A 19,008-nucleotide genomic window follows, 5' to 3' on the forward strand; every position below is an offset into this window, starting at 1 on the left:
GTTTGTCTACTGTACCGGTTGATTTGGAAGGCGAGGACCGCCTGTTTCATGTGCTCGATGCCAGTGAGCGATTGGCTGCCGCTGGATCGGTAGAGGACGTGGTTGCAGTGCTCCGCGACACCGCACGTGCCGCCGTCGGGGCTGAGGGCATCGCGGTCGTCATTGAGCATGACGGGCGTTGTCATTACGTCGCGGAGGATGCGGTCTCTGCGCTTTGGCAGGGCCAGAGCTTTGCCGCCGACCAGTGTGTTTCAGGGTGGGCGATGCACCATCGCGAGACGGTCGTCATCCGTGACGTGCTACTGGATCCGCGCGTTCCCAAGGACGCTTACGCCGCGACGTTCGTCCGTAGCCTCATCATGGTGCCCATCGGCCGGCCCGTTGCGGTTGCAGCGCTGGGCGCGTACTGGTCGCAGGTTCACACCCCCGATCGCGATACGATCAAGCGGCTGGAAAGCCTGGCGAGCCTGGCGACGATTGCGCTCGAGAACGCGCGCCTCACCCAGGCACGCAATCGTGCGGCGGCGCTTGGGGAGGCACAGAACCGCATTTTGAAACTGTCTGTTGAAGATACCCCCCTCGACGTCGCGCTGGATGCGATCGTTCGCGAGGTCGAGGCGTTGTCCATGTCCCGATTTCTGGGAAGCATCGTGGTTCTCAACGACGATGACCCGAATCTGCGGTATTGCGCAGGTCCCAGTCTTCCCCGCGCCTACAATGACGAGGTAAAAAAACTGATCGCGGGCTTGAGCGGTGGCGCCACCCGTATCTCGCCGTTGCCGAGCGATATCGGCCTTTTACCTGGGGCACTCAACGATCTGCTTTCGGCCAAGTTACAGGCGCTGGCTACCGCTTATGGCCTGCACACGTGCTCCTCATTCCCGATTCTTTCAGCCCAAGGCGCTGTGCTGGGTGTTTTCATGTTGTATCACCCTGAACCACATGAGCCTTTATCGACGGATGTCGAGATCCTCGGCTTCATTGTCCAGACAGTCGGGCTGGTCCTGGACCGTGAGCAAACAAAAGCCAAGATGCGCATTAGCGAGGCGCGCTATCGCCAGATCGTCGAGGGCGCGGAAGACTTCGCAATTATCACGTTCGATGCGCAAGGCACGGTCACGAGCTGGAGCACCGGTGCACAGCGCATCGTCGGCTACGTCGCCGAGGAGGTAGTGGGGCGTAAGGGTGACCTCTTCTATACCGCCCTGGACCAGGCCGAGCGGGTGTTTTACGGCGAACTCCACATCGCCCAGGATCACGGCCGGGCTGTCAACGAGCGCTGGCACGTGCGCAAGGACGGTACGCGTTTCTGGGGTTCGGGGCTGATGATGCCATTGGCCCTGGATCACGGCGGTTTTGTAAAGATCTTCCGCGACCGTACGGTCGAGCATCAAGCGGAAGCGGCGCTGGAGAAGAGCGCGTCGCGACTGCGCTTTTTCGATGAACTCGATGGCCGTCTCTTTCACGTCCACCAGGCCGAAGACGCGATGATCGCCGCGACCGGCTTGCTGGGCGAGAAGCTCAACGTATCGCGCTGCGCTTATGCAGATGTCGATGGCGATCATGACCGTTTCTGGATTCGCAGTGACTACAGCGCGCCCGGCATCGAGAGCTCGGTCGGGACGTACAGCCTCGATGTTTTCGGACCACGGGCTGCTGCCGACATGCGCGCCGGGCGGACCTTGATCATACGTGACGTCGCCGCGGAGCTGACCCACGGCGAAGGGCTGGAGACCTTTCTGTCCATTGGCATTCACGCGATTATTTGCTGCCCGTTGGTCAAGGACGGTCGTCTGACCGCGATGATGGCCGTTCATCAGAATTCGCCCAGGGATTGGTCACAGTCCGAAATATCGTGGGTGAGGGAGGTGGCCGAACGTTGCTGGGCGCACGTGGAGCGGGTAGGCGCCGAAATGCGCTTGCGTGAGAGCGAGGAGCGACTGCGACTGGCCGTCGAGAACGCCGATATCGGCTTCTGGGACGTGGATATCGTTCACAACACGCTGATCTGGCCCGCTCAAACCAAAGCGATGTTCGGCATCTCTGCTGATGTGCCAGTCACGTTGCAGGATTTCTATGACGGTTTGCACCCGGCGGACCGAGAGGCAACGATCGAAGCATTCGCGGCGGCCATCGACCCTCAACGGCGTGCACTCTATGAAGTCGACTACCGCACGATTGGTCGCGAGGATGGCATCGTTCGCTGGGTGGCGGCCAAGGGCCGAGCCGTGTTCGGTGCGTTCGGCCGCTGCTTGCGCTTCACCGGTACGGCGGTGGATGTAACCCCTCGCAAGGTGGCCGAAGAAGAACTGCGCGAGCTCAACGCCACGCTTGAATTGAGGGTGGCCCATGCCATCGCCGAGCGGGAAGAGGTCCAACAGGCATTGCGTCAAAGTCAGAAAATGGAAGCGATGGGGCAGCTCACCGGCGGTGTGGCCCACGACTTTAACAATCTGCTGACCCCGATCGTTGGCACGCTCGACATGCTCCAGCGCAGAGGTGTGGGCGGGGATCGGGAACAGAGGCTGATTGGCGGCGCGCTGCAATCGGCTGATCGGGCAAAAACGCTGGTGCAGAGATTGCTCGCCTTTGCCCGCCGCCAACCGCTCCAAGCCGTTCCCGTGGACGTGGCAAAGCTGGTTGGCGAAATGGGTGACCTGGTGGCCAGCACGACCGGGCCACAGATCAAGGTGGTCGTCGAAGCGCCAATGGAACTGCCGGCGGCAATGGCGGACCCGAACCAGCTCGAAATGGCGATTCTCAATCTCTCCGTGAATGCGCGCGATGCGATGCCGGAAGGTGGAACGATGAGGATATCGGCGAGCACCGAGGTGGTGGGTAATGGCCACCGTTCGCATCTTCCTGCAGGTCACTACGTCTGCCTTTCGGTGGCGGACACGGGCATTGGCATGGACGCGACCACACTGGCCCGGGCGGTGGAGCCGTTCTTTTCGACCAAGGGGATCGGAAAGGGCACGGGGCTCGGCCTCTCGATGGTCCATGGCCTGGCATCCCAGCTGAACGGCGCGCTCACGATTCAGAGTTCACCCGGCTTAGGGACAAACGTCGAGCTTTGGCTCCAGCGCAGCATGACCCTGCCGACAGCGGCCTTGCCTTATACCGAGGCCCTGGATCGACAATCGGTGCGAGGCACTGCGCTGCTAGTCGACGATGAGGAACTGGTACGCGCAACGACCTCGTACATGCTGGCAGACCTTGGTTACCACGTCATCGAGGCCGCATCAGGCGAAGAGGCTCTGCAATTGCTGGAGGCGGGGCAACAATTCGACCTCATTGTCACCGACCACCTGATGCCTGGTATCAGCGGCACTGAACTGGCCCGGGCGGTCCGCGTTTCGCGGCCCGGTACTCCGATCTTGCTCGTTTCTGGTTACGCCGAACGCAGAGGACTTGACCCGGATATCCCGCGCCTTAACAAGCCGTTTCGCAAGGATGAGCTGGCGGCAAGCCTGTCCAGGTTGGGTGGCTTGTTCTAGAAGGGCCGTCATATTCGGTACGCCTCGCCAGGATGGAGCAGGGAGGGGCGTTTTTTGCGACGGGATCAATGATGTCGTTGTGCCTGCTTTCCATTCATCAAACGTGCTAGATTTCACTCGGCGGTGCGAGCCAGAGCTCGCGGTCCAGAGCGATTTTCAGCGTTGGCTGGATGGCTGATGGATCTTTATGCCTTCTAAAGTTAAAAGGAACTGACTTTGAGATTTGTATGGCGGGATCCCAGCAGTACACCTGTTTCGCTCACAGCCGAGGCGTTGGTCGATGAAATGGCGCTCCTGCGGGAGCACTTTGATATGGCAACTGCCTCCCGGTTGACCCGACGCCCAAAGTTGAACCGACGAAAATGGAGTTCCCGGGAAGTAAAGTCAGCGCTGGTCGCGGCCTTCCAGGAGAAGTGCGGTTACTGCGAGAAAGATACCGGCCCCTTCGATTTCGAAGTCCATCACCACCGTCCAATGCTCAACGCCAAGAATCGGTTGGGTTATTCGGCCACTCCGAGCCCTGACCATTACGCCTGGTATGCCTATGAATGGGCCAACCTGGTATTGGCCTGTTCCGTGTGTGCGCGCTACAAGAGTTCACAGTTCCCCACGCAACACGAGCGTGTCGCGCCCTTTACCCCGCTGGCGCTGGCCGATCAAGAACGCCCCGTCCTGATTGACCCCTCGAACGACCAGCCTTTTGAGCACCTGGCATTCACCGTCGAAGGGATCTGCCTGGGCAAAAACGACCGCGGCAAGGAAACGATCGACGTCTTGAAGCTCAATCGAAGCGAACTGGTCGGTCGACGTGCCGCCATTTTTTCTGAATGGGTGGTCTTCTTCGAAAAGCTGCGCGGCAAGGACTATGCACTAATCCTCAGCGAGATCGAGAACCGGCTGGATGATCGCCGTGCTCATGTCGGGGCGGTCAGGATTTGGATCAGTGACTCGTTGCTGGCGACCTCAGAGAGGAGCACACCGCCACGCGAGGCTGAGTTTTTCAGTGAGCTGGCAGGTTTCATCAGCCTCTGCAATCCGCCGATGTGGCGCCGGTTCATCGATCACCTCAAGGGTGAACACGTGCCCCGGCGCATGCTGCGGTCGGATCTCGTCGACGCGGTGGGCGAGGTGCAGACGACCAAGTTCGCCCGTATCCGCTCGATCGATGTCAAACACTTCAAAGGGTTCAAACGCTTTACCCTGGATTTTTCCAGTCGGTCCGTGGCCGAGCAGGGCATCGCGCCGGCGGTGGTGCTGCTAGGGGAGAATTCGGTGGGCAAAAGCTCTCTGCTCCAGGCCATTGCCTTGGGCACAATGGGTCGGCATTTGCGCAGCCAGGTCAAGACAGACTTCGATGCCTTTCTTCGGAAGCCGCAAGGCCGCGCAGACCAGGTTTGGCAACAGCTCTCCGGCAACAAAGGCGCGACTCAGGCCAGTATTCGGATCGAATTTGACGACGGCAGCTTCAATGAAGTGCACATCCTGCGGGGTGGCGAGATCCATGACGTGTCTTTCGAGAGTGCGCTGGTGCTTGGTTATGGGGCCCATCGACAGTTCAGCGAACAACCGACGAACTACAAGAACATCAAGCCAGTCTCGAGCATCGTTTCGTTATTCAACAAACAACGCGTGCTACCACATTCGGCCGATTGGCTCGAATCACTTGACGAGAAAATCTTTCCAACGGTGGCCCGAGCACTTCGGGAAATCCTCAACTTGACGGACGAGGACGAGATCATCCGCACGGAGCGCTCCGGGCTGATGATCAGCAAGCACGGCGAAGACATACCACTGTCGAGGTTGAGCGATGGCTACCGATCGTTATTCGCCATGGCGCTGGACATCATCCGCAACATGGTGAAGCGATGGGGTGACCTGGAGAACTCACGGGGCATCGTGTTGATCGACGAAATCGAAATCCATCTGCACCCACGCTGGAAAATGCAGGTAGTCGGCGCCTTGCGTCGTGCGTTGCCGCAGGTCCAGTTCATCTTCACCACCCACGATCCGCTTTGTTTGAGGGGGATGCTCGATGGTGAAGTGCATGTACTGGTCCGCGATGAGGACCGGGCCGTCGTTGAAATGACCGGGTTGCCCGATGTCAGTGCCATGCGGGCCGAGCAACTGTTGACGTCCGAATACTTCGGCCTCGCCAGTACCGCCGAGCCCGAGACTCTTCGGCGTATCGATCGGTTGCTGCTTTCCGAATCCCGTAGCCTTGAGCCACAAGAGCAGTTTTCCGAGCGGCTGGACGCGTTCTCGATGATTGGCGACACCCCGGAACGCCAGGTCGTGAATGAAGCGTTGCGCCGGCACATCGTCGAACAGTTTCACTCCAATCGGCTTGACCGGGCAGAAGTGCGTGAGGAATCGGTCCGCCTGATCCTGGAGACGCTTCGCGAAGCTGGCGAGGCCGGACAATGATTTATGTTAAGCGCGAGGATGTCGACGAGCCCTTATCGCTTGCCGAATTGAACAGCCCGGCGGCCAAGGAGCGTACCCGAGCGGCCGCTTTTTATGCGGCCCGAGCCACTCAGCCGGCGCCTCCGAAAACAAATGCCAAAGCCAAGGGGAAGACAGCCAAACAAGCTAAAAAAACCAAGAAATTCAACTTCAAGGCCTATGGGGCAAAAGACGTAAGGCAGGCGTTGAATAAGCTGTTCCATAAAAAATGTGCCTATTGCGAATCCAGTTACAAAGCGGTGGGCCCTGTCCAGGTTGAACACTTTCGGCCCAAGAACCGGGTCATCGACCATCCTGGCCATACGGGCTACTGGTGGCTGGCGTCCGATTGGACCAATCTGCTGCCCAGCTGTATCCACTGCAATAGTTCTGAATACCATGAAGTTCAAACCTTCACGGCTGAACAGCCCTACACGCAAAAAATGCAGGGGAGCGCCTATAAGCTCGGCAAATATGATGCCTTCCCGATTCGTGGGCGGCGTGCCATGGCTAAAGGCGATGATCTGAAGGCCGAGGATGCCTGTCTCATCGACCCCACTCAACGCAATCCGGATAAGCACCTGCAATGGATCGTCGAACGGGGCCTGAGTCTGATTGCTCCGCTGAAAGTGGGGAATGACTGGGACCCTTACGGACTTGCCACCTATCAAATATTTGGCTTGAACCGAGTGTACCTGGTGGAGGCGCGCACCGAGCTGATGCTGGAGGTTCAGAACCAGTTGATGAAGGCGGAAAACGCGCTCAAGAAAGCCGCCCCGATGGATCACAGGGAACCATTCTTCCAACACCTGCACAATGAAGCCAAGACCATTTTCGCTGAACTGCAAGCCCGGGCTGCACCCTCGAAACCCTACTCGGCCATGGTCAAGAAGCTGGTCGCTGATAATCGGGACCGGATGATCGCCGAGTTCGAAGCCGCGGTGCTTAGGGCATCTCGCAGCTCCCATCCCCCAGGGAAATCGACTCACTTTTGGGATAGCTGAGGGCCGTAGGAGCTTCACCAATAACGATCGGGGGGGCGCCGGCCGTTGCACAACACTAGGCGCCTCCAGCTTGATGTCGTTTTCTTCAGCGGTGGATTCGCTTCGAGGTTGGGCAATCTTCAGGCCATGATCGGTAATTCAATGAGGTTCGGGACGCCTGAACGAATGCCTTCTTCCACCGCGCCGGCAATATCGCTGGCGCGCTCGATCCTGCGCGAAGTGATCCCCAGGGAAGAGGCGAGGGCCAGGAAGTCGATCGCCGGATCGCGCAGGTCCATGCCGATGAACTGGTCAGTGCTCGCATTCAGGTAGTGCGCCTGGCCACGAGCGTAGTTCTTCAAAATGTTGTATTCGCCGTTGTTCATCACAACGAACGTGACCGGCAGCCGTTCATGCGCCGCCGTCCAGAGTGCCTGCGGTGAGTACATGGCAGAGCCATCACCGACCAGACAAACGACCGGGCTGCGGTCCAGGCCAAGCGATGTTCCGACAGCCGCCGGCATGCCCCAGCCGAGGATGGCGCTGCGGGTAAAAAGATATTGGCGGGCCGAATGGGAATCCAGGCACGCGCGGACATGGGGAATCGTGGCGGGTGCTTCGTCGACAATCCAGACGTCTGGCCCGATGGCCCGGACGGCCTCGTGGGCAGCCACGAAAGGTGTTGTCACCGGCGCGCTGAATTCGCGACTGAAGCGAGCCGCGACGTCGGCGCGACGTGCATCGCGTGCTTGGCTCGCGACGTATCGCAGCGTCGCGATGGTCTCCCGGTGTGGGGCCAATCGCTTGTCCAGTATCGGCAACAGCGTTTGCAAGGAAAGTCTTACATCGCCGATCAGCCCTAGCGCAGTCTCGTGGACTCTGCCCAGTTGGTGTCCATCGCTGGTCAATTGGATAAGGCGACAGTGAGAAGGGATAGCGGGGCCCTGGGAATATTGATAGCTGATCAACGAATGGCCGCCGAGCAGGAAGACCGCGTCGAAGTCGGAGAACGTCTCCCTGATATCGGAAGCTTTTGCAGGCAGCGTTCCCCGCCACTGCGGATGGGCCGTCGGGAACGGAATATGCCCGGGCCAGGAAGGCCCGTAGACCGGAGCGCCGAGTGCCTCGGCAAGCCTCACGGCTTCAACTTCCGCGCGCGACTGGATCACTTCTTCTCCCACGAGAATCGCCAGGCGACCGGGGGTGATGTTCGCCAGGGCAGCGGCCAATTCCTCAATCGCCCCGGTCACGGCACCGCGCTCGATTCGCGATGGCGGGCCGACCGTGACATCCGTGTGTTGCTCCATCACGTCAATCGGCAGGGAAAGGAAAACCGGGCCGGCCGGCCCCGTGCGACAGTCCTGAAACGCACGGCGCAGCAGCATCGGAATATGTTCGGGATGATGAATTTCCTCCGCCCATTTGACGCTCGGTTGGGCGAGAGCGACGAGGTCTCCGTGGAGCAGCGGGTCGGTCACGCCATGTCGCGTGTCTTGTTGACCGGCGGTGATGACAAGCGGCGTGTTCGCCATCCTGGCGTTGAGCATGGCGCCCATGGCATTGCCCAGTCCACCGGCCGTATGGAGGTTGACGAAGGCGGGGCGACCGGATGCCTGCGCATAACCGTCGGCCATCGCGACGACTGAGGCCTCCTGCAGGCCGAGGATGTATTGGAGGTCCGGGGCGCCTGAGAGGGCGTCGAGCAAAGCCAGCTCGGTTGTTCCCGGATTGCCGAAGACGTAGCGCACACCTTCGCTGCGAAGCACTTCTACGAACAGGTCTGCACCGCGTTGCCCGCGGCGGTTGAGAAAGACATCGGACTCTAAAGGCATGACGCAGAACCTCATCAGGTCTGGAGGCGCTAATTTAGCGGGTTCCTGTGGCGACTGTCGTGGGGCGATCGGATTTTAACCACATTCCTATTAATAAAACCCAAGTGTGCCAAGGGTGGGACAGATGCCCCATGGGTGCGACACCTGTCGCAGGTTGACGCAGTCAGCGATCCGGCTTGCAAGCCTTGTATGACGTGGCTTGCAGGTCTTTGGCGAAGGCTGGCACAGGGGTTGCTCTTGTCCCCCTGCGCAGCGCAATGGCTTCGCTACTAATAAGAATCAGGAGTTCCCCATGACACAGTTTGGTCTCGCCGTGCCTCCCGCCCCCCGAACCGCGCCCATCGGCGCTCCGCTCAAGAGCCTGTTCGTCGCGTTAGCTCTGAACCTGAGCGTCATGCCGGCCTGGGCGCAGGACATGCCGGCCAATGTCGATGGCAAGCGGATCATTGCCGCCAACCAGGAACCCGGTAACTGGATGAGCACCGGTCGTACCTACGATGAGCAACGCTACAGCCCGCTCAACAAGATCAGCGACCAGAACGTCAGCCAGCTCGGCCTGGCGTGGAGCTACAAGTTGGATCTTGACCGTGGTGTCGAAGCCACGCCCATCGTGGTCGACGGCGTGATGTACACCACCGGGCCGTTTTCGGTGGTGTACGCCCTGGATGCACGCAATGGCAAGCTGATCTGGAAGTATGACCCACAGTCCGACCGCAACCGCGCCGGTGAGGCTTGCTGTGATGCGGTCAACCGCGGTGTTGCGGTGTGGAAGGGCAAGGTCTACGTGGGCGTGCTCGATGGGCGCCTGGAAGCCATTGATGCGAGGACCGGCCAGCGCGCCTGGTCGGTGGACACCCGGGCCGATCACGCGCGCAGCTACACCATCACGGGTGCCCCTCGGGTGGTCAACGGCAAGGTGGTGATTGGCAACGGCGGCGCTGAATTCGGCGTGCGTGGCTACGTCACCGCCTACGATGCAGAAACCGGCAAGCAGGCCTGGCGCTTCTATACCGTACCGGGCGACCCCAAGCTGCCGCCGGAAGACAAGGCCATGGCCATCGCCGCCAAGACCTGGCACGGCGACGCGTTCGTCGAGCAGGGTGGCGGCGGCACCGCCTGGGACTCTTTTGCCTTCGATCCTGAGCTGAACCTGTTGTACATCGGCGTGGGCAATGGTTCGTTGTGGGACCCGAAATGGCGCAGCCAGGCCAAGGGTGACAACCTGTTTCTGTCCTCGATCGTCGCGGTCAACGCCGATACCGGAGAGTACGTCTGGCACTACCAGACCACGCCGGGAGATGCCTGGGACTACACCGCCACCCAGCACATGATCCTGGCGGAACTGCCGATCAATGGAAAACCGCGCAAGGTGTTGATGCAAGCGCCCAAGAACGGCTTCTTCTATGTGATCGACCGCGCCACGGGGGAGCTGTTGTCGGCCAAGGGCATCGTGCCGCAGAGCTGGACCAAGGGCATGGACATGAAGACGGGCCGGCCCATCGTCGATGACGAGAACGCCGCCTACTGGAAGGACGGCAAGCGCAAACTGGTGACGCCTGCGTTTTGGGGCGCCCATGACTGGCAGCCGATGTCGTTCAACCCGAACACGGGGCTGGTGTACATCCCGGCGCACATCATGTCCGCCTATTACGAGCACATCCCCGAGGCGCCGAAGCGCAACCCATTCAAGAGCATGTACCAGTTGGGCCTGCGCACCGGGATGATGCCGGAGAACGCTGACGGGCTGCTGGAAATGGCCAAGGGCTGGTCTGGCAAGCTGATCGCCTGGGACCCGGTCAAGCAGCAGCCGGCCTGGGAAGTGCCCTATGTGACGATCTTCAACGGCGGCACCTTGAGCACGGCCGGCAACCTGGTGTTCGAGGGCAGCGCCGATGGCCGGGTAATAGCCTATGCCGCCGATACCGGCAAGAAACTGTGGGAACAACCGGCGGCCAGCGGCGTCATGGCCGCGCCGATTACCTACAGTGTCGACGGTGAGCAATACGTCACCTTCATGGCCGGCTGGGGCGGAGCCTTCTCGACCTTTGCCGGTGCCTTGTCCCTGCGCGCCGGGGTCCGTCCGTTTTCCCAGGTATTGACCTACAAACTGGGTGGCACCGCGAAACTCAACGAACCGGCACCGCTTGCCGAGACCCCTAAGCCGCCGCCGTTGACCGGTGACACCGTCGCGGTGGACGCGGGTGGCAAGCTCTATGACGGCTACTGCTCGCAGTGCCATGGCATTCATGCGGTCAGCGGTGGCGTGCTGCCGGACCTGCGCAAGCTGACGCCGAAAAAACACCAGATGTTCCTCGGCATTCTCTACGGCGGCCGGGTGCCTGACGGCATGCCGTCCTTTGCCGACGCCTTCACGCCGGAGCAGGTGGAGCAGATCCACCAATACCTGATCAAGCGCGCCCACGACCTGCAGCAGGAAGGCGGTGTCTGGAAGACCTTCAGCGCCCAATGAATACCCGTGATGCAGGGGCGGGGCGCCCCTGCATCGTTTTCGACACTGTCCGCGAGAGCAAGCACATGACCGAAATCATCCATTACCAGAACTTCATCGCCAATGCCTTCGTTCCCAGCGACCCCAGCATCGAAGTGCGCAACCCGGCCAACAATCAACTGTTGGCACGCGTGCCCGAAGCCAGCGGCGAGCAGGTTGAAGCGGCCATTGCCGCGGCGCGCCACGCGCAGAAAAACTGGGCGGCCCGTCCGGCCATCGAGCGCGCAGGTTACCTGCGCAAGATCGCCAGCAAAGTGCGCGACAACGCCGAACGACTTGCCCACCTCATCACTGCCGAACAAGGCAAAGTGCTGGGACTGGCGCGGGTGGAGGTGAACTTCACCGCCGATTACCTGGATTACATGGCCGAATGGGCACGGCGTCTTGAAGGGGAGGTGCTGACCAGCGACCGTGTCGGCGAAAACATCTTCCTGCTGCGCAAGCCCTTGGGCGTAGTGGCCGGCATTCTGCCGTGGAATTTCCCGTTCTTCCTGATCGCTCGCAAGATGGCGCCCGCGCTGGTGACCGGCAACACCATCGTGATCAAACCCAGCGAAGAAACCCCCATCAACTGCTTCGAGTTTGCCCGCCTGGTGGCCGAGACCGACCTGCCGCCTGGGGTATTCAATGTGGTCAGCGGTACGGGAGCGACTGTGGGGCAACGCCTGACCCGTCACGCCGGCGTCGACCTGATCAGCTTCACCGGCAGCGTCGATACGGGCTCGCGGATCATGGCCGCGGCGGCGCCGAACATCACCAAGCTCAACCTGGAGCTGGGCGGCAAGGCGCCAGCCATCGTGCTCGCGGACGCCGACTTGGAGCTGGCGGTCAAGGCCGTCACTGCGTCGCGGGTGATCAACACCGGACAAGTGTGCAATTGCGCCGAGCGGGTGTACGTCGAACGCAAGGTCGCCGATCAGTTCATCGAGCAGATGGCCGCGTCGATGGCCGCGACCCGGTACGGCGACCCGCTGGCTGAAGACGACCTGGACATGGGGCCGCTGATCAACCAGGCCGCGCTGGACAAAGTCGCGCAGATGGTCAGGACCGCCACAGGGCAGGGCGCTGAAGTGGTCACGGGCGGGGCGGTGGCGGACAAGGGCGCGGGCTTTCATTATCAGCCAACGGTGTTGGCTGGCTGTGGCAGCGACATGGCGATCATGCGCCAGGAAATCTTCGGCCCGGTGTTGCCGATCCAGATCGTGGAGGACCTGGACGAAGCCATCGCCCTGGCCAATGACAGCGAGTACGGCCTGACATCCTCGGTCTACACCCGTAGCCTGAGCGCGGCCATGCGCGCCAGCAATGAGTTGGATTTCGGCGAGACCTACATCAATCGCGAGAACTTTGAAGCGATGCAGGGCTTCCATGCGGGGGCGCGCAAATCCGGCATTGGCGGCGCGGACGGCAAACACGGCTTGTATGAGTACACCCACACCCACGTGGTCTACATTCAGATCTGATCCATAGCCTGCCCCTGGAAAATGCCGACGCCTGCAACGGGCGCCGGCATTTTCATTGGCCGCGGGACCCGCTGTCAGGGCAGGTCGTTGGGCGCGACAAGACCGTGCTTTTTCATCTTGCGATACAGCGTCGAGCGCGAGATGCCCAGGTCCGTCGCGGCGGCGCTGATGTTCCAGCGATGCCGGCGCAGAGTACCGAGCAAGTGGCGGGACTCCTCACCGTCCAGTTGCGCTTCCAGATGGCTGGCCTGCGCCACGGCGCTGATTGACGGCGACGGCTTTTGCGGCGCCAGCAATTCACAGGGCAAGCACTCCCGATCAATCACGCCGCCTTCGGCCAGGGCTACTGCGTAGCGCAGGCTATTGAGCAACTGACGAATGTTGCCGGGCCAGGCGTAATCAAGCAGGCATTGGCGGGCATCGGCGTCAAGCTGTAACCCTTGGGCGCCGGGCTGGGCCGCGAGCAGCGTATCGATCAGTTCGGCTCGGTCACTGCGCTCGCGCAGGGCCGGCAGCGCCAGGTTCATGCCGGCCAGGCGGTAGAACAGGTCTTCGCGAAAGTGTTTGTCGCGGATCATGGCATGCAGATCCTGGTGAGTGGCCGAGATCACCTGAACATCCAGCGTCACCGGCGCCTCGGCCCCCAGCGGCGAAATTTCTCGCTCCGCCAGCACCCGCAGCAAACGGGTTTGCAAATGGGCAGGCATGTCGCCGATCTCATCGAGAAACAACGTCCCGCCGTTGGCTTGTTCCAGCTTGCCTTTCATGCCTTTTCGGTTAGCGCCCGTGAAGCTGCCGGCGCGATAGCCGAACAGCTCGCTCTCGATCAGCGTCTCGGGGATCGCCGCGCAGTTCAACGCCACGAAAGGCCCGGCGCGGCGATGGCTTGCATGGTGGATCGCACGGGCAAACGCCTCCTTGCCGGTGCCGGTTTCACCGGTGATCAGGATCGGTATGCCCTTGTCGATCACCTTGCGCACGCGCTGGGTGTTTTGCTGCAGCCGGGCATCCAGGCCGGCGAGTTGCTGAAGATCCGGGTGGGCCCGAAGAGCGGGGCGGGCGACGGGGAGCGGGCGGTGCCGTTCAGAGGGGATACGCAGGCCGACGTCCAGCAAGGATTCGTGCCGAGGGCCCCGCAGACGCACGCCTCGGGCGCCGCCGTTGGTGAGCTGGAGCAGCTCATCCACGGTGATCGAGAGCAGGCGCTCGATGGAGGCACCGATCAATGTTGGTGTGTCGGTCGCGTCCAGGGCGATAAACGCGGCCCGGTTGGCCCCAATGACGCGCCCGCTTTCATCCAGGGCGAGCAATTGTTCATTGCCCAGGTCGGCGATCTCATCGATGGGTACGAGAGACAGGGTCAAACGGTCGCGGTAGCTCTGGCGAAAGTGTGCATTCTCGATCATGCGCGCGTACATGATCACCAGTTGCAAGGTGAGGTATTGGCTTTCCCGAGGACCGTCGCTGTTCATGCAGGTCGCATTCAGGCAACCGCGCAACAGGCCCTGGGCATCAAAGATGGGCGCTACCGAGCAGCTCAGGCGGGAATTGGCCGCCAGGAAATGCTCGTCACGGTGGATGATCAATGGCTGCGTCGCTGCCAGCGTGGTACCGATGCCGTTGGTGCCCACCACTGATTCGTCCCATCTCGCGCCCACCACCAAGCCTGATTGGGTGTAGGCATCGTGCTGGCTAGGCAACCGAGAATCCAGGGTAATGCCGTATTCGTCGCTCAACAGCACCGCAAAGCCGGCCGGCACCACACGCCGCGCCAGTCCGCTGACGCCCTGGCTGGCGATGGCCAGGTATTGCTGATGGTGTTGCTGATGGCGACGGATGTCTTCGGCGCTGAGGATGTTCTTGCGGCTCGCCGCGCCAGGGTCGAGGCGGTGCTCAACGACGCTGCGGTACCAGGACTGGGCGATGACGCCGTCCGGCCGGATCCCGCGCCCCGAAAAGTGGTCGTTGACGAACGCTGCAAGTTCGCTGGGAGTTGCCTGCGTGCTATGCGGGGTCATGAAATGCTCCAGTCAGGCGTGAAGTCCGCAAAGTGCCACCACTGCGACGCGCCATTCAGACGCTGAACGCAGCTGCAACTGTCTACCATAGACGTTGGCACGAGAATTTTCAGCCTAAGTGCAATAAGCTTCGCCCATCGCGGCAGGTAAAGGGCGAGGCGCGAACATCGCAGCAATTGCAAATCATTATCATTTTATATAACCTCGCGGCTCTTTCCCGTTCGAGTCGCTTGCGTGTCCCGGCCCTCCGATCCTCATTCTGCCGACGGCCAGTTCGAAAACCATTCGAGCGAACTGCTGCGCTTCCTTACGCGACAGGTGAAGTGCGAAGAGCTGGCGGCCGACCTGCGCCAGGAGACCTGGTTGCGCTTCCGCCGGCGAGCGTCCGGCGAGGAGATCGGCAATCTTCGCGCCTTCCTCTATCGCATCGCACGCAACCTGATCATTGACTACCGCCGTCAGCAGAAAGCGCGCCCCATCGAGGAGGAGATATCCATCGAATTGGTCAGTGCCCAGCCGGGTCCGGAGCGAGCGGTAAGCGACGCCCAGCGCCTGGAGCGACTGCAGCGCGTCGTTCAGGATTTGCCGCCGCACCTGCGCCAGGCGTTGTTGTGGAATCGCCTGGATGGGCTGACCCAGCGTGAGATCGGTGAACGCCTGGGGGTCTCGGAAAGCATGGCCGGACGCTATATCTTGAAGGCCCTTGAACACTGCCAGCAGCAAATGGACCCGCAGCCGTGACTCATCCTTCACTACTCGATCAGGCCCGGCAATGGCAGGTGCTGCTGCATTCCGGCCGTGCCACCGCTGCCGATCGCAATGCCGCGCAAGCCTGGCGCGAGGCGGCGCCCGAGCACGAGCAGGCGGCGCGTGAGGTGGAAGAGCTGTGGTCGTTGCTCGGCCAGATAGAACGTCCGGCGGAGCAACCTCAGGCACGCGTGGTACGTCGCCATCGACGCTGGGCGGCGCCGCTGGCCTGCGCCGCGATGCTGTTGCTCGCGTTGTGGTTACCGCGCGGTACCTGGATCGGGCTGTATGCCGATATCAGCACCCGACCGGGCGAGGTGCGCGAGTTACGCCTGGCCGATGGTTCGCTGTTGACCCTCAACGGCGATTCGGCACTGGACTGGCAGTTTGTCGACGGTCGCCGCGAGGTCAGGCTGTACCGCGGCGAGGCGGACTTCCAGGTCGCCCATGACCCGGCCCGGCCGTTCATTGTCAGGGCCGGCGAGGCGCGTATACGCGTCACCGGCACGCGCTTTGATGTGCGGCTGGAGGAGGGCGGTGTCGACCTCGCGGTCAGCGAGGGCCGAGTGCTGGCCTCCAGCGACGGGCGCGAGCCGCTGGCGGTGGTCGGCGGGCAGCAGGTGCAGTGGCGCGGCGCGGAGTTGCAGGCGCCGCAGGCACTGGACGCGCGCCAGCGCTTGGGCTGGCAGCGCGGCAAGCTGGTATTGCGCGACCGCCCCCTGGAGCAAGTGTTCGCTGAGCTTGAGCGCAGCCAATCTGCACGGGTGCTGTTTGTCGACGAAGCCGCTCGCACACTCCAGGTGACCGGTGTATTCGCCCTGGACGATCCACAGGCCGTATTGAGTGCCGTGGAGAGCACCTTGCCTGTGCGCCTGGTGCGCTTGCCGGGGTTGATTCTGGTCGCCTCACGCCACTGAGACCCGCGTCGCACCTGGCCCCTCAAGAAAAAAAGCAAATATTTAGGCGGCGATGGTTCAGAAATCATCGCCGCCTTCGTCTTCCGTTCCTGCAAATGCGACTTCTTCGTATTGATAGCCAAGGACATCAGCATGCGGTCGACTTCCTTCCTCGCGGCGCTAGCCGTTCTACCCCTGGCCATGGCTGCTGCAAAGGCGCACGCCGTCGCGCTCGACGTGCCTGCCCAGCGGCTCGACGCGGCGCTCACCGATTTTGCCGAGCAGGCCGACGTGCGTCTGCTCTATGACGCCGGCCTGACCCGTGGTAGCGGTGTGGTGCCGGCGCTCAAGGGCGATTATTCGGTGGTCGACGGCCTGCAGCGGTTGTTGGCGGGCAGCGGCCTGACCTTCCAGAACGGCGATGACGGCACCTTCACGCTAGTACCGCTGCCGGAGCAGGGCGTGTTGGAGCTGGGATCGATCACTATCAGTGGGACCGCCGAAGGCCGTGTCGACCTGCCGGCCGAGTACGCCGGCGGGGAAGCGGCGCGGGGTGCGCGCATCGGCGTGCTGGGCAACCAGGACATGCAGGATGTGCCTTTCGCTTTCTCCAGCTACACCTCCGAGCTGATCGAGAAGCGCCAGGCGCAGACCCTGGCCGATGTGCTGGCCAGCGATCCAGGCGTGCGGCAGTCGTTCGGCTTTGGCAACTTCTCCCAGGTGTTCGTCGTGCGCGGGTTTCAGCTGTTCAGCGACGACATTGCCTTCAACGGGTTGTACGGCATTTTGCCGCGCCAGATCATTTCCACCGAGTCGGTCGAGCGGGTCGAAGTGTTCAAGGGCGCAAACGCCTTCGTCAATGGTGTATCGCCGTCGGGCAGCGGTGTCGGCGGGGCGATCAACGTAGTCTCCAAGCGCGCCGAGGACACTCCTACCCGCAGCGCCACCCTGGACTATGCCAGCGACAGCCGAGTGGGCGGGCACCTCGACCTGGGCCAGCGCTTCGGCGAGGACAACCGCTTTGGCGTAAGGGTGAACCTGGCCCAGCGTGAGGGCGAGACGGCGGTGGACGATGAGCACTCACGCTTCAGCCTGGCCACCCTCGGCCTGGACTACCGCGGTGACGATCTACGTTTGTCTGCGGATGTCGGGTACCAGAAGCAACGGGTCAATGAGGGGCGCTCGGTGGTCTATCTGACTACGACGGGGCCTACCAGCACGCTCAACGGCAAGACGCCGTCGGCACCGGACTCAGACCACAACTACGCGCAGCCCTGGAGCTGGTCGCAGTTGGAAGACACCTATGGCATGTTCAGCGCCGAATACGACCTGTCGCCCAGTTGGACCGCCTACCTGAGCGCAGGCGGCAAATACACGCGGGAGAACGGGGTATACGCCTCCAACTACGTCTACGGCGAAAATGGCGACGCACGTATCGGCCGCCTCTATTCGCCGCTGGACCAAGAGACCCTGAGCGCCGTCACGGGGCTGCGCGGCGAACTCATGAGCGGGCCGGTCAGCCATCGCATCAACCTGGCCGCCAACGGCATCTGGCAGGAGAAGCGTAACGCGTTCGAGTCCACCGCGGCGGGCAGTCGTGGCTTCGGCAATCTGTATGCGGGCCAGCCCGTCGCCGAGCCGCCGGCCACCAGCATTTCCGGCGACATCCACGACCCGGACACTGTCGCCAAAGTACAGAACCGCAGCCTGGCGGTGTCCGACACCCTGGGCTTTCTCGACGACCGCGTACTGCTGACCCTGGGCCTGCGCCGCCAATCCATCGGCGCTGATGCGTGGAGCGCGGCCAGCGGTGCCCGCACCGCCAGCTACCAGGAAAGCATCACCACGCCGGCCTATGGCCTGGTGATCAAGCCCACCGAGTACCTGTCGCTCTATGCCAACCGCGTCGAGTCTCTGCAACAGGGGCCGACCGCACCGGTCGCCGCGCTCAATAACGGCGAGATGTTCGCGCCCTATCGCTCCAAGCAGACGGAGGTGGGCGCCAAGCTGGATTGGGGCACCTTCGGCGGCAGCCTTAGCCTGTTCCGCATCGAGCAGCCCCAGGGCGTGCTCGGCGGCGACGGCTACTACCGGGTGGATGCCGAGCAGCGCAATCGCGGCGTGGAACTGAGCATGTTCGGCGAGCCGCTGGACGGCCTGCGCCTGCTGAGCGGCGCCACCTGGACCAAAGCCGAGCTGCGCGGCACCGCTGGCGGTCGCGACGATGGCAACCAGGCGGTGGGTGTGCCGCTGTTCCAGTTCAATCTGGGCGCCGACTGGGATGTGCCAGGTTTGCCCGGGGTGAGCCTGAACGGCCTGCTACTGCGCACCGGCGGCCAATTCGTGGACAGCGCCAACGAATACAGCATCCCCGCCTGGACCCGCGTCGACCTGGGCGCCCGCTATCGGACGCACCTGGATGGCCGCGCCCTGACCTTGAACGCAATGCTGGAGAACGTCGCCGACGAAAATTACTGGGCCTCGGCCAACGGTGGTTATCTGACCCAAGGGGCGCCGCGCACGCTGAAGGTATCGGCCACTGTTGATTTCTGATGTGGCTGCATGGAAGGCAGGAGAGGGGGGCACTTAGATCAGGCGGGCTTCACCGTTCCTTCGCGTAG

At 62.1% G+C, this 19,008-nt stretch carries 10 protein-coding genes; 8 read left to right on the plus strand and 2 right to left on the minus strand.

What is annotated here, in order from left to right; translation table 11 throughout:
- Positions 1–2: 2 nt before the first annotated feature.
- The 3 genes from KI241_RS12735 (at position 3) to KI241_RS12745 (ending at position 6,943) form a co-directional block, all read left to right on the plus strand.
- A complete protein-coding gene (locus tag KI241_RS12735; protein ID WP_212803784.1) occupies positions 3–3,497 on the plus strand; it encodes a GAF domain-containing protein in 3,495 nt (1,164 codons plus the stop codon).
- Positions 3,498–3,809: 312 nt separating this feature from the next.
- The gene (locus KI241_RS12740) at positions 3,810–5,921 is read left to right on the plus strand and encodes an AAA family ATPase (protein WP_160310735.1); all 2,112 of its coding nucleotides are present in this window, start codon (positions 3,810–3,812) and stop codon (positions 5,919–5,921) included.
- Positions 5,918–6,943: a hypothetical protein gene (locus KI241_RS12745; protein WP_212803785.1), complete on the plus strand. Its 1,026-nt coding sequence runs from the start codon at positions 5,918–5,920 to the stop codon at positions 6,941–6,943. The genes KI241_RS12740 and KI241_RS12745 overlap by 4 nt, the downstream gene beginning before the upstream one ends.
- Before the next feature lie 119 nt (positions 6,944–7,062).
- On the opposite strand, the gene KI241_RS12750 is transcribed toward KI241_RS12745, so the two are convergent.
- Complete coding sequence (locus KI241_RS12750; protein WP_212803786.1) at positions 7,063–8,754, minus strand: thiamine pyrophosphate-binding protein; 1,692 nt, start codon at positions 8,752–8,754, stop codon at positions 7,063–7,065.
- 292 nt (positions 8,755–9,046) lie between these two features.
- Here KI241_RS12750 and KI241_RS12755 point away from each other — a divergent pair, with 292 nt between their 5' ends.
- Positions 9,047–11,224 (plus strand): PQQ-dependent dehydrogenase, methanol/ethanol family, encoded by a 2,178-nt coding sequence (locus KI241_RS12755; protein WP_212803787.1) that lies wholly within the window; start codon positions 9,047–9,049, stop codon positions 11,222–11,224.
- Between the two features lie 65 nt (positions 11,225–11,289).
- The gene (aldA, locus tag KI241_RS12760) at positions 11,290–12,726 is read left to right on the plus strand and encodes an aldehyde dehydrogenase (RefSeq protein ID WP_047739653.1); all 1,437 of its coding nucleotides are present in this window, start codon (positions 11,290–11,292) and stop codon (positions 12,724–12,726) included.
- A 74-nt stretch (positions 12,727–12,800) separates the two neighbouring features.
- Here aldA and KI241_RS12765 read toward each other — a convergent pair whose 3' ends face one another.
- A complete protein-coding gene (locus tag KI241_RS12765) occupies positions 12,801–14,744 on the minus strand; it encodes a sigma-54-dependent Fis family transcriptional regulator (RefSeq protein ID WP_212803788.1) in 1,944 nt (647 codons plus the stop codon).
- Positions 14,745–14,978: 234 nt separating this feature from the next.
- Between KI241_RS12765 and KI241_RS12770 the strand changes: the two genes are divergently transcribed.
- The 3 genes from KI241_RS12770 to KI241_RS12780 all read left to right on the plus strand — a co-directional run bounded on the left by KI241_RS12770 (position 14,979) and on the right by KI241_RS12780 (position 18,940).
- Positions 14,979–15,485: a sigma-70 family RNA polymerase sigma factor gene (locus KI241_RS12770; protein ID WP_042731766.1), complete on the plus strand. Its 507-nt coding sequence runs from the start codon at positions 14,979–14,981 to the stop codon at positions 15,483–15,485.
- Entirely contained in the window at positions 15,482–16,408 is a 927-nt protein-coding gene (locus KI241_RS12775) for a FecR family protein (RefSeq protein ID WP_042731767.1), read from the plus strand. Before KI241_RS12770 ends, KI241_RS12775 begins: the two co-directional genes overlap by 4 nt.
- Before the next feature lie 132 nt (positions 16,409–16,540).
- A complete protein-coding gene (locus tag KI241_RS12780) occupies positions 16,541–18,940 on the plus strand; it encodes a TonB-dependent receptor (protein WP_212803789.1) in 2,400 nt (799 codons plus the stop codon).
- Positions 18,941–19,008 lie beyond the last annotated feature (68 nt).

Source organism: Pseudomonas sp. Cab53, assembly GCF_018325965.1.
Lineage (GTDB): Bacteria > Pseudomonadota > Gammaproteobacteria > Pseudomonadales > Pseudomonadaceae > Aquipseudomonas > Aquipseudomonas chlororaphis_E.